At 73.8% G+C, this 23,326-nt stretch carries 18 protein-coding genes; 2 read left to right on the forward strand and 16 right to left on the reverse strand.

From position 1 onward, the window contains the following. Nucleotides 1–108 precede the first annotated feature (108 nt). The 3 genes from LO772_RS02675 to LO772_RS02685 all read right to left on the reverse strand — a co-directional run bounded on the left by LO772_RS02675 (nucleotide 109) and on the right by LO772_RS02685 (nucleotide 3,619). Complete coding sequence (locus LO772_RS02675) at nucleotides 109–1,293, reverse strand: amidohydrolase family protein (RefSeq protein ID WP_231776690.1); 1,185 nt, start codon at nucleotides 1,291–1,293, stop codon at nucleotides 109–111. Between the two features lie 36 nt (nucleotides 1,294–1,329). Next, nucleotides 1,330–2,487 (reverse strand): acyl-CoA dehydrogenase family protein, encoded by a 1,158-nt coding sequence (locus LO772_RS02680; protein WP_231776691.1) that lies wholly within the window; start codon nucleotides 2,485–2,487, stop codon nucleotides 1,330–1,332. Between the two features lie 319 nt (nucleotides 2,488–2,806). Further along, nucleotides 2,807–3,619 carry an enoyl-CoA hydratase/isomerase family protein gene (locus LO772_RS02685; protein ID WP_231776692.1) on the reverse strand — a complete coding sequence of 271 codons (813 nt, stop codon included), beginning with the start codon at nucleotides 3,617–3,619 and terminating at the stop codon, nucleotides 2,807–2,809. Between the two features lie 291 nt (nucleotides 3,620–3,910). On the opposite strand from LO772_RS02685, the gene LO772_RS02690 reads away from it, so the two are divergent. Continuing rightward, complete coding sequence (locus LO772_RS02690; protein ID WP_231776693.1) at nucleotides 3,911–4,567, forward strand: TetR/AcrR family transcriptional regulator; 657 nt, start codon at nucleotides 3,911–3,913, stop codon at nucleotides 4,565–4,567. A 138-nt stretch (nucleotides 4,568–4,705) separates the two neighbouring features. Here the strand turns inward: LO772_RS02690 and LO772_RS02695 are convergent, their stop codons facing one another. Further along, the gene (locus tag LO772_RS02695) at nucleotides 4,706–5,182 is read right to left on the reverse strand and encodes an SRPBCC family protein (RefSeq protein WP_231776694.1); all 477 of its coding nucleotides are present in this window, start codon (nucleotides 5,180–5,182) and stop codon (nucleotides 4,706–4,708) included. A gap of 231 nt (nucleotides 5,183–5,413) precedes the next feature. On the opposite strand from LO772_RS02695, the gene LO772_RS02700 reads away from it, so the two are divergent. Continuing rightward, nucleotides 5,414–7,387: a hypothetical protein gene (locus LO772_RS02700; protein ID WP_231776695.1), complete on the forward strand. Its 1,974-nt coding sequence runs from the start codon at nucleotides 5,414–5,416 to the stop codon at nucleotides 7,385–7,387. Between the two features lie 415 nt (nucleotides 7,388–7,802). On the opposite strand, the gene LO772_RS02705 is transcribed toward LO772_RS02700, so the two are convergent. The 12 genes from LO772_RS02705 to biuH all read right to left on the reverse strand — a co-directional run bounded on the left by LO772_RS02705 (nucleotide 7,803) and on the right by biuH (nucleotide 23,238). After that, nucleotides 7,803–9,197, reverse strand: coding sequence for an NtaA/DmoA family FMN-dependent monooxygenase (locus LO772_RS02705; protein WP_231776696.1), 1,395 nt, complete (start codon nucleotides 9,195–9,197; stop codon nucleotides 7,803–7,805). 29 nt (nucleotides 9,198–9,226) lie between these two features. After that, on the reverse strand, nucleotides 9,227–10,441 hold the full coding sequence (locus LO772_RS02710; RefSeq protein ID WP_231776697.1) for an LLM class flavin-dependent oxidoreductase: 1,215 nt from the start codon (nucleotides 10,439–10,441) through the stop codon (nucleotides 9,227–9,229). Between the two features lie 82 nt (nucleotides 10,442–10,523). Beyond that, nucleotides 10,524–11,594 (reverse strand): LLM class flavin-dependent oxidoreductase, encoded by a 1,071-nt coding sequence (locus LO772_RS02715; protein WP_231776698.1) that lies wholly within the window; start codon nucleotides 11,592–11,594, stop codon nucleotides 10,524–10,526. 39 nt (nucleotides 11,595–11,633) lie between these two features. Further along, entirely contained in the window at nucleotides 11,634–13,313 is a 1,680-nt protein-coding gene (locus tag LO772_RS02720) for a dipeptide ABC transporter ATP-binding protein (RefSeq protein WP_231776699.1), read from the reverse strand. Then, a complete protein-coding gene (locus LO772_RS02725) occupies nucleotides 13,310–14,320 on the reverse strand; it encodes an ABC transporter permease (RefSeq protein WP_231776700.1) in 1,011 nt (336 codons plus the stop codon). Before LO772_RS02725 ends, LO772_RS02720 begins: the two co-directional genes overlap by 4 nt. A gap of 13 nt (nucleotides 14,321–14,333) precedes the next feature. Beyond that, nucleotides 14,334–15,281 carry an ABC transporter permease gene (locus tag LO772_RS02730; protein WP_231776701.1) on the reverse strand — a complete coding sequence of 316 codons (948 nt, stop codon included), beginning with the start codon at nucleotides 15,279–15,281 and terminating at the stop codon, nucleotides 14,334–14,336. A gap of 7 nt (nucleotides 15,282–15,288) precedes the next feature. Continuing rightward, complete coding sequence (locus LO772_RS02735; RefSeq protein ID WP_231776702.1) at nucleotides 15,289–16,905, reverse strand: ABC transporter substrate-binding protein; 1,617 nt, start codon at nucleotides 16,903–16,905, stop codon at nucleotides 15,289–15,291. A 760-nt stretch (nucleotides 16,906–17,665) separates the two neighbouring features. Then, nucleotides 17,666–18,307 carry an alpha/beta fold hydrolase gene (locus LO772_RS02740; RefSeq protein ID WP_231776703.1) on the reverse strand — a complete coding sequence of 214 codons (642 nt, stop codon included), beginning with the start codon at nucleotides 18,305–18,307 and terminating at the stop codon, nucleotides 17,666–17,668. Next, nucleotides 18,304–19,371 (reverse strand): ring-opening amidohydrolase, encoded by a 1,068-nt coding sequence (locus tag LO772_RS02745; protein ID WP_231776704.1) that lies wholly within the window; start codon nucleotides 19,369–19,371, stop codon nucleotides 18,304–18,306. Before LO772_RS02745 ends, LO772_RS02740 begins: the two co-directional genes overlap by 4 nt. Then, entirely contained in the window at nucleotides 19,368–20,732 is a 1,365-nt protein-coding gene (locus tag LO772_RS02750; protein ID WP_231776705.1) for a uracil-xanthine permease family protein, read from the reverse strand. Before LO772_RS02750 ends, LO772_RS02745 begins: the two co-directional genes overlap by 4 nt. Next, nucleotides 20,729–22,555 carry an allophanate hydrolase gene (gene atzF / locus LO772_RS02755; RefSeq protein ID WP_231776706.1) on the reverse strand — a complete coding sequence of 609 codons (1,827 nt, stop codon included), beginning with the start codon at nucleotides 22,553–22,555 and terminating at the stop codon, nucleotides 20,729–20,731. The genes LO772_RS02750 and atzF overlap by 4 nt, the downstream gene beginning before the upstream one ends. Continuing rightward, nucleotides 22,552–23,238, reverse strand: coding sequence for a biuret amidohydrolase (gene biuH / locus LO772_RS02760; RefSeq protein ID WP_231776707.1), 687 nt, complete (start codon nucleotides 23,236–23,238; stop codon nucleotides 22,552–22,554). Before biuH ends, atzF begins: the two co-directional genes overlap by 4 nt. Nucleotides 23,239–23,326 lie beyond the last annotated feature (88 nt).

Below are 23,326 nucleotides of genomic sequence, written 5' to 3' on the forward strand. Positions count from 1 at the left end.
ACCTGGGCGGCGTGACGGGCCGGGCCGGGTGAGGTGCTTCCTCGCCCGACCCGGCCCCCTGCGGCCGGTGCGTCCGGGCGGCGCGGCCGGTCCGTGCGGCGCGGCCGGTCACACGGACGCGACGCCGAGCAGGTCGAGCGCGTTGTCGCGCATGATGCGCCGGATCGCGGCGTCGTCGAAACCGCGCAACTCGTCCAGGAAGTCCAGGGGTTCCGCGAGCCCTTCGCCGTGCGGCCAGTCGGAGCCGAACAGGATGCGCTCGACACCGATCAGCTCCGCCAGCGCGTGCAGGTCCTCCTCGTAGTACGGGGTGACCCACACGTTGCGGCGGACCACGTCGAGCGGGTCCTCCGGGAAGTCCCACGGCGTCTGGTTGGCCTGCTTGCGCAGCCGCTTGACCAGCAGCGGCAGCCAGTCGGAGCCGTTCTCGACACTCGCGACGCGCAGCTCCGGGAACCGCGTGAAGACCCCGTCCACGACGAGCGAGGCGACGGTGTCGTGGATGGCCCGGTCGGACACCAGGACCTTGCTCAGCGTGCTGACCTTTCCGAACCCCTGGAACTCCGCGCTGCCGCCCCACGCCGACGTGAACGCGTTGTAGCCGCTGTCGCCCAGGTGGAACGCCACCGGGACGGAGGCCTCCGCGAGCCGCGCCCACACCCTGTCGTGCGCGCGGTCGCCCAGCGAACGCGAACTGCCGTGCACGCCGGGGACGGGAGCCGGGCGTACGTGCACGAGCCGGGCGCCGCGGTCCAAGACCCGGTCGATCTCGGCGACCGCGGCGACCGGGTCGGCCAGCGAGATCATCGGCGCGGACACGATGCGGTGCGCGTGAACGTAGCCCCAGTCCTCCGCGAGCCACGTGTTGAACGCCGAGAGGCTGGCCATCGTCGCGTCCACGTCGTGCTTGAGCGCCTCCTCCACACCGCACCCCAGCGTGGGGAACATCAGCACCGCACCGAGCCCTTGGCTCTCGGCCCGTGCGGCGCGTGCGTCGCGGTCCCGGTACTCGGGGCGCAGCGGCTCGACCCGCATGAGCGACCTCGGGTCGACGCCCTCGGGGATCCGCCCGCGGAAGAGCGCGTCGAGGCAGCCGGGGACGATGATCGGGTCGAACGTCGGGTTGGGGACGAATCGGTTGACCTTGCCGCCGATGACCAGGTGGGTGCGCTTGCCCTCCGAGACCGCGCGGACGCCCCGGTCGCGGAACCTGCGGTCGAGGTGCCGGGTGAACGCGTCGACGGGCTCGTAGTAGTGGTGGTCGGCGTCGATCGGTCGGAAGTCCAGTGCCATGGCGTCTCCCTGATCGCCTCGCGGTGGCGCCGGGTGTCAGCGCCCGGATGCTGTGCGCATCAGTTGGCGTGCGATCACCAACTGCTGGATCTGGCTTGTTCCTTCGTAGATGCGGAAGAGACGTGCGTCGCGGTAGAACCGCTCCACGGGGACGCCGCGCATGTAGCCGGTGCCGCCGTGGATCTGCACCGCGCGGTCGGCGACGCGCCCGACGGCCTCCGAGGCGAAGTACTTGGCGCAGGACGGGCCGATCCTCGTGTCGGTGCCGTCGTCGAACGCCGCCGCGGTCTCCTTGACGAGTGCGCGGGCCGCGTACAGGTCGGTCGCGGAGTCGGCCAACAGCCCCTGGATCAACTGGTGTTCACCGATCGGCCTACCGCCCTGGACGCGCCCGGCGGCGTACGCGACGGATTCGTCCAGCAGGCGCTCGGACAGTCCGACGCACAGCGCCGCGATGTGGATGCGCCCGTGCGCGAGGCAGCGCATGGCCGTCGTGTAGCCGCGTCCGAGGCCCGCGGCGCCGCCGATGAGCGCGGACCGGCCGACCCGTACGCCGTCGAAGTGGACGTCGGCGGTCCACGCGCCCGCCTGGCCCATCTTGGCGTCCTTGGGGCCGACGGTGATCCCGGGGGTGCCGCGTTCGACCATGAACGCGCTGATGCCCCGGGCCCCCGATGAGGCGGTGTCGGTGCGTGCGAAGACCATGAACACGTCCGCGACGGGGGCGTTGGTGATGAAGCGCTTGGCGCCGTCGATCACCCAGTCGTCGCCGTCGCGGCGCGCCGTGGTCGCGAGCCCCGCGGGGTCGGAGCCCGCGCCTTCCTCGGTGAGGGCGAAGGAGGCGGTCCACTCCCCGGACGCGAGCCTGGGCAGGTACTCCTTCTTCTGCGCCTCGTCGGCACCCTCCAGCAGAACGTGGCCGGCGATGCCGTTGTTCGTCCCGAACATCGATCGGAACGCGGGGGTGGTGTAGCCGAGTTCGAAGACCAGGCGGACTTCCTGACTCATCGTCAGACCGAGGCCGCCGTACGCCTCCGGGATCGCGAAGCCGAACAGCCCCATGCCCGCGGCCTGGGCGCGCAGCGCCTCGGGGATCGCGTCGCTCTCCTCGATTCCCGCCTCGGCGGGCACGACGCGCTCCCGGACGAACCGGCGTACGCTCGCGAGCACCTCGGCGAGGTCGCTCTCGTCCATGCTGATTCTCGTTTCTGCCTGGTCTCGCGAACGGGACGCGGACCGCCGCGACAGGGGGAACGTGGCGACATTAATATCTAGATGTTTTAAGGGCGAGGGTAGCACTCGGCCGGTCCCCGACCGGAGCCGTCCCAGTATCGGAACCGGATGCCCCGGGGTCGACCCGTCGCGGCCATGTGGTGGGCACGCCACAATCCCGCGGAGCGAGAACCGGCGCGGCGGACAGCGGCGCGCACGGGCCGCCGCGTGACGGCAACCGCGGGACGGGCACCGGCACTTCGGGCACCGTCGCACCGCTCCGCCCACCGCCGCACGCCGCTCAGATTCCGGTGAAGCGCGGCTGTCGCCGCTCCCGGAACGCGGCGACGCCCTCGTGCATGTCCGCCGTGGTGAACGCGATGTGCTGCGCTCGGGCCTCGTTCTCCAGCGCCTGGTCGAGACCGCCCTGCGCGCCGTCGTCCAAGAGCCGCTTGATCAGACTCAGCGCGGTGGTGGGCGCGGCGGCCAGGCGGCGCCCCCACTGCTCGCCTTCCTTCCGCAACTCGTCCGCGGGCACGACCTCGTTGACCAACCCCCACGCCAGCGCCTGTTCGGCATCCACCATGTCGCCGAAGAACGCCATCTGCTTCGCCCGGCGGATCCCCACCGTGCGCGGCAGCGTCCACGAACTCCCGCCGTCCAGCGCCAGACCGCGCCTGACGAAGACCTCCGAGAAGCGCGCCCGGTCGCTCGCGAGCACAAGATCGCACGCCAGCACCAATCCCAGGGCCACGCCCGCGGCGACACCGTCGACGACCGCGAGCGTCGGCTTGGGAAGTTTCTGGAGCCGGGCGACGATCTCCCCGACGGCGCGCATCTCGTGCAGAATCGGCCGCACCGCGCGCCCGGTGAGCCCGTGGCGCTCCCCGCCGTCCTGCCCGGCCCGGAGCCCGCCCGAGAGATCGGCGCCCGCGGAGAAGCAGCCGCCGGCGCCGGTGAGGATCAGCGCCCGGTCCCCCGGGTCCTTGGCCGCCTCGTCCAGGACGCGTTCGAGGTCGATCCAGTTGTTCGCGTTCAGCGCGTTCTTCTTCTCGGGGCGGTTGAAGGTCACGCGCACCACACCGTCGAAGCGTTCGATCAGCGTATCGCTCATCCCATGCCCTCCCTGGAGCGTGCGGCCCGCTCTGGACGCAGGAAGCCGACGTTAAATCCAGAATCTGATTCTGGTCAACCCCTCGGCACCCGCCCGGGAGCCCGTGGCGCGGGCGAGCACGCGTACGGCGGTTTTCCGATGCTAGAGTGCGGTTCTGGAAATCACCCGACGCCTGTGCCGACCGCCGGACGGCCGACGCCGCGGCGTCGCGCCCCACCCGCACTCACGCGTCCGGAGGAAGAGTTGTCCGCCGGAAGGACTCACGAGGCACCGACCGCCGGACACGCCGCCGTGGCCGCCGAGGCCCGCACCCCGTCCCAGCGCGCGCGCCGCAGCCGCATCATCGAGGTGGCGGCCGAACTGCTCGAAGAGCGCGAATACGAGCAGATCCAGATCCGCGAGGTCGCCGAGCAGGCGGATTCCGCGCTCGCCACGGTGTACCGCTACTTCCCGTCGAAGGAACTGCTCTACGCGTACGCCCTGATCAACTGGGGCGACACGTTCGAGGCCCGCGTCCGAGGCCAGAACAAGACCCTGGGAACCGACGCCGAACGACTGCGCCTGGTCCTGCGCCGAACGGCACGCGCCTACGGCCGCCACCCCAACTTCTACAAACTGACCATGCTCCTGGAGGTCACCACGGACTCCGCCGCCCGCGCGGTCTTCGCCGGCTACACGGAGCGCTACGACCGCATCATCCGCGACCTGCTGCGCGACGTCGGCCCGCGCGAACGCGAGGCGATCGCCCTGCTGGGCACGTCGCTGCTCGGCGGCCTCCTCCGCAAATGGTCGTCGGGCACCATGCCCCTGCGCCGCGTCCTGGAGCACATCGACGACGCGATCGCGGTCATCTTCGGCCCCGAGGGCCGGCTCAACTCGTCGGAACGTGCCCCGGGTTCGCCGTCCGACACGCAGCCACAGCGTCCCGCGGGCGACCGGAGGACATGAGCGGTCGCGCCGGGTCGGCCCACGCCATGGGTGTGTCGGGCCCGGCGTGGCCGCGCGTCGGCGCGACCGCTTTCGCGGGCACCACCGCCGCATCCGGCGGGAGGCCTCCGCCGGTCGGTCGGCGTCACCACGGACCGGTCAGCCGCCCTCGTTCTCGCTCTCGTCCTCGGTATGACGTGCCAACTCGGCGGCCAGGCGCGTCATCACCGTGCGATTGGCCTTCGCCATCGTGGCTCGCACGACGGGCGCGAACAGCCGGTCGGCGGCGGGCGCCTCGTTCCACGCGTACGTGAACGACACGTGGCTTCCGCCGCCCTGCACCGGTTCCACGGTGTACGTGCCCTGTGCCACGCGCCGCCCGCCGGCACTGACGTTGCGTTCGACGATCCGTCGCGGCGCCTCGGCGGCGACCACCTCGATCGTGGCCTCGGTCTTCCTCCCGCCCAGCGCGACGGCGACGGTGGCCGCCGACCCGACGCCCCGTGGGGGGCCGCTGTAGCGCCAGTCGGTCAGATAATGGTCGGTAAACCTCTCGTGATGAGCCATCACATCGAGGAAGTCGTAGACCTGCTGCGGCGATTGCGGTACATCGATCGACACGGTGACCGGCTTCATGGCCCGCACGATACATCCTCGAACCGGCATACACCCGTCCGCTTCGCGCGGCGCCGCGTCGGCACGGCCCGGCGTACGGCGGCCCGGACGCGCGGGCAGGTGCGGCGCGGAGGACAGGGCGGGGAAACCCGTCCGACGGCGGGCGTTCGCGGTCCGGCGCGGTGTCCGGGGCCCGGCGTGCGGCACCATGATCCTCGGGTACGCGGGCGGCGGAGACGGAGGCGGTGGGACGTGGCGGGTTCGGGGGAACCGGGTGGAGACCTGCTCCTCGGGTACGCCGACGGGCCGCTCGCGCGGCGGATACGCGCACGGCTCGGCCGCGGCGACGCGCCGGCCGGCTCCCGGACGACCGCCGCCGCTCCGCCGCCGTCGCGGCCGGACAACTCGCCGCCGGTCGGACGGTCGGCGCCGCCCGGCGCGTCCCGTCCGCCCCTGCGCGGCGACGCCCTGGCCGCGCGCCTGCGGCCCCTGCCCGGCGAAGGCTCGCGCGACGGGTTCGACGACGCCGCACTCGACTGGGAGCGGGTCGTGGACGAGCACCGCCGCGCGCCGATCCCCGACCACGTGGGTGCGGAGCTGGTGGCGCGCGGGGACTGTCCGCGCGAGGCGGCCCTCGCGCTGGTCGTCCCCGGCACGCCCGACGCGGTTCCGCGGCACCCGCGGGCACTCGAAGTGGGGTTGCGCCGCGGTATTGTGACGCCACGTCAGGTGATCATGGAGGCGACGCCCGGCTGGTCCGCGCTGCGCGCGGTCGCGTACTTCGCGCGCTCCCCCACGGGCAGGCGCATCGCCGCGATCGACCGGCTTCTCGACGAGGCGGCGGCTCTGCTCCCCGGCGACGACCCGGATGCCTGGGCCCGGCTGATCTGCCGCGCCCCGGACCACCCCGGGACGTTCCCCCACCTGTGCGCCGAGGCATCCGCCCCCGGGCACGACCGTACCCCCGCCCGCGGCGGCGCCGCGAGGCCCGCCGGACAACGCTGGGTCGGCCTGTCTCCCCTCGGCCTGCTGGGCCGGACCGACGCCGCCGTCGCCGCGCACGTGATCGCGACCCTGCCGGACGACACGCTGCGCGAATGCCTCCGCGTCCACGAGGTGTTGCCCGGCCATGTGGTGTTTCCGCTGCTGCGCCGCCTGCCCGCGCTCACCTCGGAGCTGGTGCACCGCCTCGCCCTCGATCCGCCGAGCGCAGGCACGCTGCTCGCCCGGCACGCGCCGCGCGTCAACGCCGCGTTGCTGTCGGCGCTGCCCGATTCCGCCACCCGCCACGCGGTGTTCGCGGCGACGCGGCGTGACGCCCCGTCCCGCGTACGGCTCCACGGCGACGACCGGTCCTGGCTGCGTGTGCGGCTGCCCGACGACTGCGCGGAGGCGGTCTACGGCCACCATCCGGACCTCGCCCTGACCGCGCTCACCCGCGCCAGCCGACTCCTGGGCACCGCGGGCGTGTTGCGCGGCCTGCTCGGCATCTGGGAGACCCGGGGGCGCATGGCGGTGTACGACCCGCGCGTGACCGGCCGCATCGGTGCGGACCACCCCGCGGTCCGGTACGTGCGGTCGCTCACCCGCGACCCCCGGGGTCTGGCGCGCCTGCGCACCGAGGTCGACCGGCACGAGCGCCCGGCCGCCCTGATCGCCGCGATGCGCGCCGACCCCGCGCTCACGCGCCGCCACCCGCCGCGCCCCGACGACTTCTGGCCCGAGGCCGTGGCCGCGCACGACCGCGAGCCGTTGCCCGCCGCGACCCTCGCGGGCCTCACGACGCACCCGGACTGCCCCGACCTCCTCACCCTGGCCGCGTGCCGAACGGACGCCGAGGCCGCTCCCCGCCTGGCCCACCTCTCCCCCGCACATGCCCGCGCCGCCCTGACCCACCCGTTGGCCGTCACGCCCTTCCCCGCCGGAGGCAGACCACGAGCGTTGACCGACGTCCCGTGGTACGCCGACGCGTTGGCCGACCGGCTGCTGTCCTTCCCGGAGTTCGTCGAGCACGCACACCCCGCACACCGCGTCCTCGAAGCCGTCGAATCCCTCGCCCCGCTCGCCCCGGACGCCCGCCACGAGGCACGGCGCGTCATCGCCGCCCACATCACCCGGGACCTCGCCGACAACCCCGACGCCTGGGCCGTCGCCCTCCGCCTCGCCCCGGACTTCCCCGGTACCCTCCCCCAACTCACCGCGACCGCCGCCGCGGTGTTCCACTGACACCACCGGCCGCCGTTGCCGTCGCGGGACCGACCCACCGATTCCCGACGAGACAACGGCGACACACACCAAGCCCCCGTGCCAAGGCCGGTGAGGCCCACCGAGGGGACGGGCCCAGTCGGCTCCCCCGGCTCGCTCCCGCCTCACCGCGACCGCGGCGGCGGTGTTCCGCCGGCATCACAGTGCCGCGGCACAAGGCGGCTCCGCCCGCTCCGGGCGGGCAGCGGCGACACACACCGAGCCCCGTACCAGGGCCGGCTCGCCGAACGACCGGGCCCGGCCGTCCTCCCCGCGCCATCCCACCCCGCCGCGACGGCGGTGTTCCGCCGTCCCGCCTGTCGCCGTCGCGGTCGCGCGGGTCCGACACGCCTGAGGCGTCCGGGAATCCGGTGGGCCGGGGCGCGGCGTGCGTGGGTCAGAGTGGCGAAGGCACCGGTTGGGCGTGCTGGGCGGGTGGGGTGCGTCGGGGGGCGGGGGGCAGGTCGAGGTGGTCGCGGAGGGTGGTGCCGGTGTATTCGGTGCGGAAGACTCCTCGTTCCTGGAGGAGCGGCACGACGGTGTCGGCGAATTCGTCGATGCCGGTCGGCGTGATGTGGGGGGCCAGGATCACGCCGTCCGCGGCGTCGTTCTGGACGAGGTCGTTGATCGCGCGGGCGACGGTGGACGGGCTGCCGACGAAGGAGTGGCGGCCGTGCACGGCGATGAGGAGTTCGCGGCTCGACAGGCCCTGAGCGTCGGCGAGTTCGCGCCACTGCGTGGCGGTCCGCAGCGCCTGTTCGGCCGCGAGGCGGTCGGCTCGGCCCTGGGACAGGGGCGTGCCGTCGGGGGTGGGGTCGACGGTCGGCAGGGGCCCGTCGGGGTCGTGGTCGGACAGGTCGCGGTTCCAGACGCGTTCGAGGAAGGCGATCGTGGTGCGGTCGCCGAACTGCTGCCGGGAGACGACCCGGGCCCGTTCCTCCGCGTCGGCGTCGGTGTCGCCGAGGACGAACGTCGCGGCGGGGAGGATCTTGAGGTCGTCGCGGCGGCGGCCGTGGCGGGCCAGGCGGCCTTTGACGTCGCGGTAGAAGGCCTGGCCCTCGGCGAGGCCGGGGTGCCTGCTGAAGATCGCGTCCGCGGACGACGCGGCGAACTCGCGGCCCTCGTCGGAGTCTCCGGCCTGGAGGATCACCGGGCGGCCCTGCGGGCCCCGCGGCACGTTGAACCGGCCACTGATGGCGAAGTGCGCGTCGTGGTGCGCGAACCGTCCCGCGTCGGGGGTGCGCAGGAAGGTCCCGGTCTGTTTGTCGGCGGCGATTTCGTCGCCGTGCCACGAGTCGAACAGTTCGTGGGCCGTCTCCAGGAACGCGCGGGCGCGCTCGTAGCGTTGCTCGCGCGGGAGGTAGCCGCCGCGCCGGAAGTTCTCGCCGGTGAACGCGTCCCAGGACGTGACGACGTTCCACGCGGCTCGGCCCTCCGAGAGGTGGTCGAGGCTCGCGAACTGGCGTGCCACCTCGTACGGTTCGTTGAACGTCGAGTTGATCGTCCCGGCGAGGCCGACGCGTTCGGTGACGGCGGCGAGCGCCGCGAGGACGGTGAACGTGTCGGGGCGGCCCACGACGTCCAAGTCGTGGATGCGGCCGTGTTGTTCGCGCAGCCGCAGTCCCTCGGCGAGGAACACCAGGTCGAACTTGGCGCGTTCGGCGGTCCGCGCGAAGTGGACGAACGACGCGAAGTCGATGTGGCTGCCGGCCCGCGGGTCGCTCCACACGGTGGTGTTGTTGACGCCGGGGAAGTGCGCGCCGAGGTGGATCTGCTTGAGGGGCTTGCTCATGGTCGTGGCTGCCTTTCGGTGGGCGCGGCTCAGGCTGCCGCGTAGCGGTTGGCCGGACGCGGCAGGCCGAGGTGTCCGCGCAGCGTGCGGGCGGTGTACGCGGTGCGGAACACGCCGCGGCGCTGGAGCTCCGGGACGAGCCCCCGGGTGATCGCGGTCAGGTCGTGCGGCAGGGTGGCGGGGCGCAGCCGGAAGCCGGACAGTCCGGCGCGGTGCCGGTCCTGGAGGAGGTCCGCGAGCTGCGCGGGGGTGCCGGTGAAGATCTGGGTGTCGCTGGTGTAGGCGGTTCCGGCGACGGTGTCGAGGCGGTCCCTGCGGGCGCGCGCCCGGTCGGCGGTGTCGTCGAGGAAGACCACCAGGTCGCCGAAGATGTGCGGCGGTCGGCCGCCGTACCCTTCGGCGGCGGCCAGGGCGCGGACGGCGTCGACGGTCGCGCGGGCTTCGTCCGTGGTGTGCGGGGTGATGTAGCCGATGTCGGCGTTCCGGGCGAGCAGGCCGTGTCCGACCGGGGCGTGGACGAGGGCGGTGACCGGTGGCTGCCCCTGCGGCGGGCGCGGGGTGATGGACGGGCCCTTGACGTCGAACCAGCGGCCCCGGAAGTTGATGTAGTGCAGTTTGTCGCGGTCGATGAAGCGGCCGGTGGCGGCGTCGCGGATCTCGGCGTCGTCCTCCCAGCTGTCCCAGAGGCGGCGCAGGACCTCGACGTAGTCCGCGGTTTCGGCGAAGCCTTCCGCGACGTACGCCTGGACCGCCGGGGAGTCGAAGTCGGCGAGGTCGACGTCGGCGGGGGTGCGCCGGCCGAACAGCGCGATCTCGTGGGGGCGCGACGACAGTTGGACGCGGACGCCCGCGCGGCCGGAGGAGACGTAGTCGAGTGTGGCGATGGCCTTGGACAGGTGGAAGGGCTCGGTGTGGGAGACCACGGCGGTGGGGACGAGCCCGACCCGTGTGGTCAGGGGGGAGACGCGGGCGGCTATGAGGACGGCGTCGAGGCGTCCGCGCACCCGGTCGGTGCGGTCGTCGGGCAGCCGGTGGTGGTCGGATTGGGTGCCGAGGGAGTCCTCGATCGTGACGAAGTCGAGGAGGCCGTGCTCGGCTTCGCGGACCAGGTCGGCCCAGTAGCCGGCGGTGAACAGCTCGTCGGGGCGGGCGTCGGGCTCGCGCCACGCGGCGGGGTGCCATCCGGCGTCGGTGAGGGCGACGGCGAGGTGGAGGTGGGTGGGGGGTGCCGGGTTCTCGGTCATGGGGTGATCGCTTCCTGCTCGGGTGGGGAGGCCGCGCGGGCCGGGGGGCCGGGCGTGCGCCGGGGGCTCGGCGCGCGCCGGGTCAGACGGGTGCCTCGGCGTCGGCGTCGGCGTGTGTGTCGGCGGACGACCACAGCGCCGACGGGTGCCGACGGTCGACCTGCGGGATGACGTCGGACGCGAACAGCTCCAGGACGTGGCGGCGTTCGGCGTCGGACAGGCCCTCCACGCCGATGCCTTGCAGCTGGTGGCCGTACGCCTCGTGGTAGCGGCCGATCTTGTCGACGATCTGTGCGGGGCTGCCCACCAGCGCGGTGCCGCGCTCGATGGTGTCCTCCAGGGTCGCGAACGGCGAGTTGTTGTGCCGCGCCGCCGCGGGGGAAATGGCCTCCCAGTAGGGCCGGTAGCGGGCGACGGCCTCTTGTGACGTGCGCGCGACGTAGCAGCCGCCCGCCCCCGAGCCGACCACCGCGTCGCGGGGGTCGCGGCCGTACTCCTCCCAGCGGCGGCGGTAGTGGTTCACCAGGGCGGCGTACTTCTCGACGGGGTGGAAGCCGTTCGCGGTGAAGAGCGGGTCGCCCCATTTGGCGGCGAGTTCGGTCGACTGCGTGCTGGTCGCGCTGCCGTGCCATATGCGGGGGCGGGCGTACGGCCGGGGCAGCGTCGTCACGTCCGTCAGCGGGGACCGGAACCTGCCGCTCCAGGTGACGTTCTCCTCGTACCAGAGGCGCCGCAGGAGCTGGAACTTCTCCTCTTGGTACTCCCATTGGCGTTCCTCGTCGAGCCCGAACAGCGGGAAGTGGCGCGGGTCGTTCCCCTTCCCGACCATCAATTGCAGGCGCCCGCGCGAGAGTTGGTCGACGGTGGCGTAGTCCTCGGCGACGCGCACGGGATCGGAGATGCTGATCACGGTGAGGGTGGTGAACAGCTTGATGCGCGAGGTCCGTTCGGCGACCGCGGCGAGGAGCACCGCCGGGGACGACGCCAGCGAGACCCCGCCGTGGCGTTCGCCGATGCCGTAGCCGGCGAAGCCGAGTTCCTCGGCGAGGACGGCGGTGTCGACGACCTCGCGGAGCTTTTGGTGCGTCGGCGTGGTCTCGCCGGTGTGCGGGTCCGGGACGTTGGCGATGAGGTTGGCGATGAGGAACTTCACGGTGTCCTCCGGTGGGTGACGGCCGATCGGGTCGAGCGGTCAGGCGGCGGCCTCGGCGTCGGCGCGGCGTCGGCCGGGGACGGCGCGGAGGAGTTCCCGCGTGTACGCGTGCTCGGGTTCGCGCAACACGGCGTCGGCGGGGCCCGATTCGACGAGCCGCCCGTCGCGCATCACGCCCACGCGGTGCGCGACGCGGCGGACGACGGCCAGGTCGTGCGAGATGAACAGCACCGCGAGACGGAGTTCGCGCTGCAGCCGGGCGAGGAGATCGAGGATTTGCGCCTGGACGGACACGTCGAGCGCCGATGTCGGTTCGTCGCAGACGAGCAGGTCGGGTGCGGGCGCCAGTGCCCTGGCGATCGCGACGCGTTGGCGCATGCCGCCGGAGAGTTCGGCGGGGCGCCGGCCGAGGACGTCGGCGGGGAGCGCGACGTGGTCGACGAGGTGTGCGGCGCGGGCGCGGCGGGACGCGCGGTCCCCGATCCGGAACGCCCGCAGGGGTTCGGCGACGATGTCGGCGACGGTCATGCGGGGGTCGAGGGACGCGTACGGGTTCTGGTGGACGATCTGCATCCGGCGGCGCAGGCGGCGCAGTTCGGCGCGCCCGGCGCGCGTGCGGTCCAGGCCGGTGACGGTGGTCCCGGCGACGTCCACGCGGCCCGTGTCGGCGCGTTCGAGGCCGAGGACGAGCCGGGCGGTGGTCGATTTGCCGGAACCGGACTCCCCGACGAGGGCGTACGTCTCGCCGCGGTCGATGTGGAACCCGACGTCCTCGACGGCGCGCACCGAGGTGCCGTCCGGGAGGGGGAAGGCCTTGCCGAGTCCGCTGACCGTGAGCAGACGATCGGCGACGGGCGCCGCCCCCGCGTCGGGTGGCGGTCCCGGGGCGCCGGGGCCGGAGGTGCCGGACCGCGGGGCGTCGGCCGCGGGCGCGTCGAGTCCGGGCGCGGCGGCGATGAGGGCGCGTGTGTACGGGTGTTCGGGGCGGGTGAGGACGGTGGCGCCGGGGCCGGACTCGACGACGCGGCCCTGCGACATCACGACGACGCGCTGCGCCCGGTCCGCGGCGACGCCGAGGTCGTGGGTGATGAGCAGCACGGCGATCCCGTGCTCGCGGGTGAGCGTGTCGAGGTGGTCGAGGATGCCCTTTTGCACGGTGACGTCGAGTGCGCTGGTGGGCTCGTCCGCGATGATCAGCCGGGGGCGGCAGGCGAGCGCGATGGCGATGAGGACGCGTTGCCGCATGCCGCCGGAGAGTTCGTGCGGGTACTGCCGGGCGCGGACGCCGGGGGCGGGCAGCCCGGCCTCGCCGAGGAGTTCGACCGCACGGGCGCGGGCGGTGGCGGGGTCGGCGAGGCCGTGGACGCGCAGGGCCTCGGCGACCTGGTCGCCGACGCGGCGCACGGGGTTGAGCGAGACGCCCGGGTCCTGGGGGACGAAACCGATCTCGGCGCCGCGTACGGCACGCAGTTCCTTGTCGGTGAGGGTGAGCAGGTCGCGTCCGTCGAAGAGGACCTGACCGGCCGTCACCGTCCCGCCCCGGGGCAGCAGGCCGAGGACGGCGTGCGCGGTGGTGCTCTTGCCGGAGCCGGACTCCCCCACGACGGCGACGACTTCGCCGGCGGCGACGGTGAGGTCGATGCCGTGCACGACACGGTGGGCGGCGGAGTGCCGGGCCTGGTAGGCGACTTCGAGGCCGCGCAGGTCGAGCAGGGTCATCGGTCGTCTCCCAGTTCGGTGTCGAGAGCGCGGGATATCCGGTTGGCGGACAGGACGGTCACCGCGATGACCAGGCCCGGGAACGTGGTGAGCCACCACGCGGTGGCGACGAAGTTGCGTCCCTCGGAGACGAGGGAGCCCCACTCGGGGGTCGGCGGCCCGGCTCCGTAGCCGAGGAAGCTCAGCGACGACACGGCGACGATGGCGATGCCGAACTCCAGTGCGGCCATGACCAGGACGGGCCCCCACGCGTTCGGCAGGACGTGCCGCAGCAGCACGCCCGACGGCCGGACGCCGGACGCGTGCGCGGCCTCGACGTACCCCTCGGACCGCACGCGCAGGACTTCGGCGCGCATGACGCGGGCGAAGCCCGCGGCGCTGGCCAGCCCGACCGCGAACGCGACTTTGGTGGTGCCGAAGCCGAGCGAGACGATGATGGCGAGGGAGAGCAGCAGCCGGGGGATCGCCTGGAGGACGTCGACGAGGCGCATGACCGCGTCGTCGACGAAGCCTCCCGCGAAGCCCGCGGCCAGGCCGAGCAGTGCGCCGGGCACCAGGGCGACGACGACCGCGAGGGCGGAGGCCCGCAGGGACAGCGACGTGCCGTGGATGACGCGCGTGAACAGGTCGCGTCCCAGTTGGTCCGTGCCGAACAGGTGGTCGGCGCCGGGGCCTTGCAGTTTGTCCGCCGGGGTGCCGGTCAGCGGGTCGCCGGGGGCGATGACCCCGGGGGCGACGGCCGCGACGAGCAGGAACGCCGCGACCAGGATCGACAGCAGCAGGCCGGGGCGGGTGCGGACGAAGCGCAGCAGGGCGCGTGCGGTGGCGAGGCGCGGGAAGCGCGGTCCCGGGGCGGGGGGCTTCGCCGCGGCCGTGCCCCGCGCGGCCTGGTCCGGTGCCGATGGCTTCGCCGCCGGTTCGGTGCCGGGCGGCGCGGCCTCGGGCGGGCTCCCGCCGGGGGGCGGGGCGTCCCCGTGCGACCGCGGTCGGCCGAGGAGTTCCGACATGGTTCGTCCTCCTTCAGCCGGCCCGCCGGGCCGGGGCCACGGCGACACGCGGGTCGAGCAGCGGATACAGCAGGTCGGTCACGAGGCTGACCAGCACGAACACCAGCGCGGACAACACCACGACGGCCTGGACGACGGGGATGTCCTGGCTCTCGACGGCGAAGGCGGTGACACGCCCGAGTCCGGCGCGGGAGAACACCGTCTCGACGACGACCGCCTCGGTGAGCAGGTTCGCCGCGAGCATGCCGAAGATCGTCAGTGCGGGCAGGCTCGCGTTGCGCAGCGCGTGGTGGAAGTGGATCCGGGCGCGGCCGACCCCCTTGGCCCGCGCGGTGTCGATGTACGGCGACGCGAGTACCGTGGTCATGCTCTTCGCGAGGATCTGCGCGACGAACGCGGACGCGGGCAGGGCCATGGTGATCGCCGGCAGGATGAGGCTGTCGAAGCCCTGGTTGCCGAGCGCGGGGAGCGCCTGCCATTGGAACGACACCACGTGGATGAGCAGCAGGCCCACCCAGAACCCCGGCATCGAGATACCCAACGCCGGGATGGACAGCAGGAGTTGGCGCAGTGCGTTGCGGCGCGCGTAGGTTGCGGCCACCGCGATGCCGATGCCCAGGACGAGCGTGAACAGCAGGGCGAGGGCGGTGAGTTTGAGCGTTTCCGGCAGGGCGTCGCCGATGGTCCCCCGCACATCGGCGCCGGTTTGGATGGAGTGCCCGAAGTCGCCTCGGAGGGCGTTGCGCAACGCCTTCCCGTACTGCACCAGCATGGGGTCGCCGACGCCGTATTTGTCGCGTACGGCCGCGATTTGCTCGGGGGTCGCGGTGGAGTCGATCCCGCCGAGCTTGACGCTGACGGGGTCGCTCGGCAGGGCGAAGAGCACCAGGTACGACAGGGTGAACGCCGCCCACAGGACGAACACCGCCTGGAGCAGGCGCCGCAGGAGGTAGCGGGCCATCGGGCCGTCAGCCCTTCACCCAGGTGTCGTGGAAGTTCACGCGCGACGAGGCGTCCAGGATCACGCCGTGCACCTTCGCGGACAGGCCGTGGACCTGCGCGAGTTCGAACAGCGGGATCACGTAGCCGTGGTCGACGAGCTGCCGCTGGGCCTCCGCGACCTGGGCGAACCGGGCGGTCTGGTCGCCGAGTTGGGCCTGCTGGTCGAGTGCGTTGTCGAGCGGCGTGCCGACGGGCAGGTGGCTGCGGTTGGCGCCCTTGGTGGAGAACGACACGCGCAGGACGTCCGGGTCGGAGCGGGTCAGGTTGCCGAACAGGAAGTCGTAGTCGCCGCCATTGACCACGGTGACCGCCTCACTCGCCGTGACCTTGCGCAGGCGCAGTTCGATGCCCGACTTCTTGGCCTGCTGCTGGACGAGTTCCAGCACCGACTGGCTGGCGTTGAACGCCGGGGCGAAGACGACGTCGAAGCTGAGTTTGTGGCCGTCCTTGGCGCGTATGCCGTCCGATCCGGGGCGCCAGCCCGCGGCGTCGAGAACGCGCTCGGCGGCGGCCGGGTCGTACGCCAGCGCGGAGGTCAGGTCGACGGCGCCGGGGGTGACCGCCGCGAGGACGCTGGTGGCCGCCTTGTACTTCGGGCTCAGCACGGTCTGCGTCAACTCGGGCCGGTCGACGACCTTTTGGATGGCCTGGCGCACCGACTCGTCGTCCAGGCCGGGCCGGGCGAGGTTGGGCTGGATGCTGAACACCAGGCCGGGGTTGGGGCGGGTCAGCACGGTGTACGCGCCGTTCTCGAAGCGCCCCTCGTCCTGCGGCTGGATGTCGCTGATCGCGTCGACCTGTCCGGACTCCAGGGCCCCGGCGCGTACCCCGGACTCGGGTATGACCTGGTAGACGACCTTGTCGAGGTAGGCCTCGCCCTGTTTCCCCCACAGCGAGGAACCCCAGTTGTAGCCGGCGCGTTTGGTGATCTCGACGCTCTGGTTCTGCTTGTACGACTCCAGCACGAACGGCCCCGAGCCCACGAGCGCCCCTTGGCACCGCTCGTCGGGTGACTTGGCCAGCGTCGCGGTCGACAGCAGTCCGAGCGAGACCGTGGACGTCGCCTGGAGGAACTGGGCGCTGGGCGCCCGGAACGCCACGCGCACGGTCGTGGGGTCGACGACGGTGGAGCCCTCGTACCCGATCAGGTAGGTCGACGCGACCTGGGCCTTGGCGCCCAGCGCCACGACACCGTCGAAGTTGGCCTTGACCGCGGCGGCGTCCACGGGGCTGCCGTCGCTGAACGTCACACCCGGTCTCAGGTGGAACGTGAACTCCGTGGCCTGGGGGTTGACTTCCCACGACTCGGCGAGCCAGGGCCGGATCTCGCCGGTGGCCGGGTCCTGGTCGGTCAGCGAGTCGACCACCTGGCGTCCGACGTTGAGACTGGCGTTGAGCCCGTACTGCTGCGGGTCGACGCACGTCGGGTCGATGGCGAGCGCGAAGGTCAGCGTGCCGCCGGTGCGCGGCGGCCCGGCGTCGGCCCCGGGGGCGGTGGTGTCACCGGCACCCGAGCACGCCGACACGGTCAAGGCGAGCGCGGACGCGGAGACAACCGCCGCGAAGCGGTGCGATGCGGACACGAGAGTTCTCCCGGGGGTGTGACGACAGCACGAAACGACCGGCTCGCGGCACGGGCGCACGGGTGCGCCCGCGGCGTACCGCGGTGGGGGCCGAACAAGGACGACGCGGAGGAGCGGAGGGGGCGGACGACGGCGCGCGAGCGGCGAACGGGCGGCGAACGGGCGGCGAGCCGTGGCGGGCGGGGCCGCGACCGGTGTGCTCGGGCCCGGATTCAGGCGCGAGACTGCCGCGGCGAAGCGTCAGGCGGCGCGACAGCCCGCGCTGTTGACGCGCCCGAAGTCAATGTGCCTGCGGCTGCACAGCGGTTGCATGGTGCTCCTTGCCGGTGTGGCACGCACCGCCGCCCCGACATGGCGTCGCGGCGCGACTGCGTACCCCGAGGAGAGTAGAAGCCTCGCCCCGCGAGGAACAACCCCAGTTGTGCCCGAGGCACTGCGTCGATATGAACACTTTGTGTCCCCGCGCGGCCCCGGGCACCGCGCACCCGCCCGGTGCCGGGTGCGGTGTGTGCGGCGGTCACGTCCGCCGGGACCGCCACGACCCCGCACCGATGGCACCGGTGCGGGGTCGTGGCGGTCGCCGGACGAGACCGGGCGGGATGGGGGCGGGCGCCGGGTCGGTCGTCGCGTCACGCAACGGACCGAGAAGGCCGTACGCGGGCGGCCGGGGTCGGGGGTGCGGCCGGACTTCCCGCCTCGGGCCCGACCCCGGCCGCGGCGTCCCCGGGCTCGCGTCGCCGTCCGCGACCGGCTCCCGCGGCTACCCCCGGGCGGCGCCCGCGGCGTGCGAGCGGATCACGGCCGCGAATTGGCGGGGGGCGTCGAGGTGGACCGCGTGGGAGACGTCGGGGACGGTGGCCCACGGCAGGCCGCAGTGGCGGCCCAGGGCGGCGACGGCGGCGTGGCGCGGACCCGGGGACCGCGCGCCGACGGTGAGCAGCACCGGCGGGCCGGACGGGCCGGGCGGCGTCGGCTCGAAGGCGCGGAACATCGCGAACTCCCTGTGCACCACCCCCGGTTCCTGGGGTGCGTCGGCCGGCGTCCACGACGGGCCGTACAGGGCGCGGCCGAAGCCGGGCACCCCGTCGGCGCGCAGCGCGTCGGCGACGGGGGCGAGCAGGCCGGGCGCGAGGGACCCGGCGGCCGGCTCGTGGAGCACGGCGGCCCGGAAGGGGACGCCGCGGGCGGCGAGTTCGAGGCCGAGGGTCGCCCCGCCGCTGACACCGGCGACGACGGCGTCGGCGCAGATGTCGGCGAGCGCGGCGACCTCGGTGCCGAGGTCGCCCGAGCACGGCCGGTCGGGGCGGACCACGGCGAAGTCGTCGAGATGCGGCAGGACGCGGTCCCAGATCCGCGCGGTGGTGGCGGCCCCGTGGATCAGGACGAGCCGCGGGCGGGTCATGCGTCCGGGACCCGGTAGACGACGGTGACGCTGCCGCCGCCGGCGGGCCCCTGGTGTTCGGCGCCGCCGGAGACGTAGACCGCGGTGGTTCCCGCGAGTGCGGAGAGCAGGCCGCCGACAGCGGCCCTGCTGTGCCGTGTGGAGTGCAGGTCGGAGTCGGTGAGCATGGTGTGCCGAGCGCCGCGGACCAGTCCGGAGGGGTCGGCCTCGGCCTTGGCGAACACCTGGACCACTTCCCCGCGTTCGGCCTCCACCCGGTCGAACAGGACGCGCAGGGAGTCGATGTCGATGGCGTCGCGCATGACGCCGTGGACGGCCCGGAGCGGGCTGCTCGCCGCGGCGCTGGTGCCGAGCACCAGCACGTGGCAGTCGGTGAGTTCGGCGCCGGCGCTGGCCGAGGCGCGGGAGGACCACACCCGTGTGGTGTCGCGGTCCGCGAGGGCCGCGGCGGCCTGGTCCTCGGTGCATTCGCCGAGGGCGAGGGCGATCCCGAGGGCGGCGGCGGCCCGCGAGCGGGCCATCGACTCGTACGTGTCGTCCGTGACCGGTTCGCCGCCCGCCGCGCGGGCGGCGGCGATGCGGTCGGAGGTGAGCAGCGGGCATTTGACGAGTACCAGGGCGACGTCGTCGGGTGCCAGGTCCAGGCTCCCGGTCAACGCGGCGACCAGGTCGCGTACGGCGGTGAGCTGGGCTTCGCGGCCCAGTTCGGCGGGTTCCAGCGGGCGTGTGCGGCCGACCGCCGCGACGAGGCCGCGGTCGTGGCCGGGGTGGTCGCGCGGGTCGGCGACGATCAGGTTGACGTGCGGGCTGAGGACGCCTTCGGTGCCGCCCGAGAAGATCGTGACGGTCTCCGCCGGGAGCACCGGCTCCCAGCGCGCGGCGGCGAGTGTGCGGCTGAAGTCGTTGACGCAGCCGTTGCCTTCGGTCTTGCCGACCACCGCGAGGACGTCGGCGAGGCGGTGTCCGGCGGCGCGCAGCGCCTCGACGGGGGCCAGGTCGCCGGGGTCGGACGTGGCCGCGCGGACCAGGTCGACGGTGGCGGGGTTCGTGGGCGCGGTGGTCATGCGTGTTCCTTCGTACGGCGGACGGTGAGGTGGTGGAAGAAGAGGTTGAGGACGAAGGCGACGATGACGGCGCTGGATATCGAGCCGCCGGCGATGATGCGGAACCACGACGGGAAGTCGTCGTACAGCGTCGGCGCGACGACGGGGATCATGCCGACGCTGAGCGCCAGGGCGACGATGGTGCCGTTCTCGTTGCCGTCGTAGTCGACCTGGCTGAGCGTGCGGATGCCGGTCAGGGCGACCATGGCGAACATCACCAGGCTGACCGAGCCGATCACCGGGCCGGGCAGCGACGCGATGATCTCGCCGAGTTTGGGCATCAGGCCCAGCGCGATGAGCAGGAGGCCGGCCGCCGCGGTGGTGAAGCGGCTGCGGACGCCGGTCATGCGGACGAGGCTGACGTTCTGGGCGAAGACGGTGTCGGGGAAGGACGTGGTCACGCCCGCCGCGGAGCCGGCCAGGCCGTCCGCCGCCAGGCCGCGGGCGAGTTCGGCGCGGCCGACGGGGCGGCCGGTCATCTCGCCGACCGACATGAGGTACGCGGTGGACTCGGCGAAGATCACCAGCATGACGACGCACATCGACACGACGGCGGCCGGCGGGAACTCGGGGGCGCCGAAGTGGAACGGGTCCGGTGCGCCGAACCAGTCGGCCCCGGAGACCGACCCGAAGTCGGTCATGCCCATCACGGCCGAGGCCCCGGTCCCCGCCAGGAGGCCGATCAGGATCACGGTCTGCGCGAGGAACCCGCGGGCGAACCGGGTGAGGACGACGATCAGCGCGACGACGCCCGCGGCCAGCCCGAGCCGGTCCATGGAGGCGTAGTCGGGGTCGGACGGGTCGCTGCCGGCGATCAGGTCGACCGCCTTGCCGACGAGCGACAGGCCGATGACGGTCACCGCGGTGCCGCGCACGACGGGCGGGAAGAACCGGACCAGCCGGGCGAACGGCCAGGCGACGAGCATGCCGAAGACACCCGCCGCGATCATCGCTCCGTAGACGGCGGGCAGCCCGTACTCGCCCTCGATGGTGATCATCGGGGTGACGGCGGTGAACGACGCGCCGGCGACGACCGGCAGGCGGACGCCGAACAGGCGGCCGATGCCCAGGCTCTGCACGACCGTGATGAGGCCGGCGATGAACAGGTCGGCGGCGACGAGGAGTCCGATGGTCGCGGTGTCGAGGCCGGCGGCGGCGCCGAAGACCAGGGGTACGGCGACGCAGCCGGTGTACATGACCGCGACGTGCTGCGCGCCGAGGGCGCCGAGCCGGGCGAGCGGCGGGCGCTGGTCGACCGGGTGCTTCGCGGTGCCGGCCGGGTCCGCGCCGGGCGCGGCCTCGGTGGTGTCGGTGGTCGTCATCGCGGGATCCTCTCTTCGCGCCGCGGCGCCTCGGCCGGCTCTCCGGAGCCGCGGCGGAGGTAGGCGCGCCAGTCCTGGTGGGCGGAGATGTCGGGGGCGTCGCGGGCGGCGTGGGGTTCGCACAGGAAGCCCGTCACCGTGTTGCCGTCGTCGAGCGACACCCGTCCGAGGGCCATGGGTTCGGGCAGGCTCGCGAGGAGGCGTCCGAGTCCGGCGGCGGGCAGCGCCCACAACTCGCCGGTGATGGAGTGCCCGTGGCCGTCGGGAGGCAGGCGCAGCAGGCCCGGCCGGGGCGGGGTGCCGGGCAGCGCGACCATGCGGTAGTGCGGCGCGGTACGCACCGGGCGCAGGAATCGGGCGCCGAGCGCGGTGAGTTGGGGGTTGAGGGGCTGGCCGGTGAGGTGGGCGCCGAAGACCGCCAGCGGCAGTCCGGGCGGGCCCCAGCCGGTGTGAGGTTCGTCGTGCGCGGTCGCGGATTCCCGGGTCTCGGGGGTTTGTTCGCGTCCCGGACCGGTGTCGTGGGCGCGGGGTGGTGCCGGCTCGGCGCCGAGCATCGCGGCGATGTCGGCCGCCACGCGGTCGGCGAAAGCGCGGGCGATCACGGTGACGCCGAAGGGCCCGCCGTCGACGTGTCCCGCGGGGACCGCCACCGCGCACAGGTCCAGGAGATTGACGAAGTTGGTGTACGCGCCGAGGCGGCTGTTGACGCCGATGGGCTCGGCGGCCACGGCGGCGAGGGTGGGGTGTTCGGGGGCGGTGGGCAGCAGCAGGGCGTCGCAGCCGGCGATCGACTCCAGGGCCCGGGCCCGCAGTTCGGCCAGGCGGGCGAGGTCCGCGGCGTAGCGGTGGGCGGGGAGCGCGGCGGCGTCGGCCACGATGGTGCGCACGGTCGGGTCGACGTCGTCGCCGCCCGCGACGACGAACTCGCCTACGGCGGCGTAGCGTTCGGCGGCGAAGGCGCCTCCGTACAGCAGTTCGCCGGCGCGTAGGAACGCGGTGGCGTCCACGGGCACGAGCGTCGCCCCGGATGCCGCCAGGCGGGAGGCGGCGGCGGCGAACGCGGCCTGCCACGGTCCGCTCATGGCGGTGAGCGCCGCGGGTTCGGGGACCGCGACGCGCGGTGCCGCGGGCGCGGCGGCCGGGGCGTCCGCGGGCCAGTCGCGGGTGGTGGCGGTTGGTGGCCCGGCGGCCATGAGTGCGGCCACCGTCTCGGCGGTGTCCAGGTCGGGGGCGAAGACGGTGACGCAGTCGAAGGGGCGGGCGGCGGGTACGACGCCTTCGGTGGGGATCAGTCCGAGGGTGGGTTTGAGGCCGACGAGGCCCGCGAAGGCGGCCGGGACGCGGCCGGAGCCGGCGGTGTCGGTGCCGAGCGCGAAGTCCACGATGCCCAGCGCGACGGCGACCGCCGACCCGGAGCTGGACCCGCCGCTGACGCGCGCGGGGTCGTGGACCGCGCGTACCGCTCCGTAGGGGCTGCGGGTGCCGACGAGGCCGGTGGCGAATTGGTCGAGGTTGGTCTTGCCGACCAGGACGGCTCCGGCGGCGGTCAGCCGGGCCACCGCGGGCGCGGAGGCGGCGGGCCGGTAGGCGAACGACGGGCAGCCGGCGGTGGTCGGCAGGCCCGCGGCGTCGATGTTGTCCTTGACCGCGAACACCCGTCCGGCGAGCGGCAGCCGGTCCCCGGCCGCGGTGCGGGCGTCGATCGCCTCGGCGTCGGCGAGGAGTTCGGCGGCGGGGCGCAGCGCGATCCAGGCCTCGGGACGGGCGCCCTCCGCGAGCAGCGCGAGGGCCCGGCGTACCCGGGCCGCGGAGGGGCCGGTCACGCCGCCTCCTTCAGCGCCGCGAGCAGGTCGCCGCTGGTCGCGACGGCCCCGAAGACCCCGCCCTGCATGGTGACCATGCGCAGGGCCGCCTCGTGGTTGGCGTGTTCGGTCGCGCCGGTGCAGTCCGCGAGGATCAGGCACTCGTACCCGCGGTCGTTGGCCTCGCGCATGGTGGTGTGCACGCACACGTCGGTCGTGATGCCGGTGAGGAGGAGGTGGGTGATGCCGCGCGTCCGCAGGAGCAGGTCGAGGTCGGTGGCGTAGAACGCCCCCTTGCCCGGCTTGTCGATCACCAACTCCCCTTCCACTGGGGCTACTTCGGGAACGATCTGCCAGCCGGGCTCGCCGCGGACGAGGATCCGGCCGCACGGTCCGGCGCCGCCGATCTCGGCGCCGATGCGCGCTGAGCGCCAGCGTTTGTTGGCGGGCAGGTCGGACAGGTCCGGGCGGTGGCCTTCGCGGGTGTGGATCACCGTCATCCCGGCCCGGCGGGCGGCGGCCAGGACGCGGGCGGTGGGTTCGAGGCCGGCGCGGGTCAGCGCGATGTCGTAGCCCATGGCGGCGACGTAGCCGCCGGGGCCGCAGAAGTCGGTCTGCCAGTCGATGCACAGGAGTGCGGTGCGGGAGACGGCGAGGTCGCCGTCGTAGGGCCAGGCGTAGGGGGTGGCGTCGACGGTGGGCAACGGTCGGGGTCCTTTCGGTGCCTGGGGCGGGCCGTGCGGGGGCGGCCCGGCGGGTGCGGGGCCGGGCGCGGCGTAGCGCGCGACCCGG

It is taken from the genome of Yinghuangia sp. ASG 101 (assembly GCF_021165735.1).
In the GTDB taxonomy this organism is placed as follows: Bacteria; Actinomycetota; Actinomycetes; order Streptomycetales; family Streptomycetaceae; genus Yinghuangia.

Coding starts and splice junctions, on each gene's coding strand:
- LO772_RS02705 (WP_231776696.1), bottom strand. CDS start 9,197: ATGAGCAAGCCCCTCAAGCAGATCCACCTCGGCGCGCACTTCCCCGGC.
- LO772_RS02720 (WP_231776699.1), bottom strand. CDS start 13,313: ATGACCCTGCTCGACCTGCGCGGCCTCGAAGTCGCCTACCAGGCCCGG.
- LO772_RS02725 (WP_231776700.1), bottom strand. CDS start 14,320: ATGTCGGAACTCCTCGGCCGACCGCGGTCGCACGGGGACGCCCCGCCC.
- LO772_RS02710 (WP_231776697.1), bottom strand. CDS start 10,441: ATGACCGAGAACCCGGCACCCCCCACCCACCTCCACCTCGCCGTCGCC.
- LO772_RS02685 (WP_231776692.1), bottom strand. CDS start 3,619: ATGAGCGATACGCTGATCGAACGCTTCGACGGTGTGGTGCGCGTGACC.
- LO772_RS02750 (WP_231776705.1), bottom strand. CDS start 20,732: ATGACGACCACCGACACCACCGAGGCCGCGCCCGGCGCGGACCCGGCC.
- LO772_RS02680 (WP_231776691.1), bottom strand. CDS start 2,487: ATGGACGAGAGCGACCTCGCCGAGGTGCTCGCGAGCGTACGCCGGTTC.
- LO772_RS02695 (WP_231776694.1), bottom strand. CDS start 5,182: ATGAAGCCGGTCACCGTGTCGATCGATGTACCGCAATCGCCGCAGCAG.
- LO772_RS02730 (WP_231776701.1), bottom strand. CDS start 15,281: ATGGCCCGCTACCTCCTGCGGCGCCTGCTCCAGGCGGTGTTCGTCCTG.
- LO772_RS02675 (WP_231776690.1), bottom strand. CDS start 1,293: ATGGCACTGGACTTCCGACCGATCGACGCCGACCACCACTACTACGAG.
- LO772_RS02740 (WP_231776703.1), bottom strand. CDS start 18,307: ATGACCCGCCCGCGGCTCGTCCTGATCCACGGGGCCGCCACCACCGCG.
- LO772_RS02745 (WP_231776704.1), bottom strand. CDS start 19,371: ATGACCACCGCGCCCACGAACCCCGCCACCGTCGACCTGGTCCGCGCG.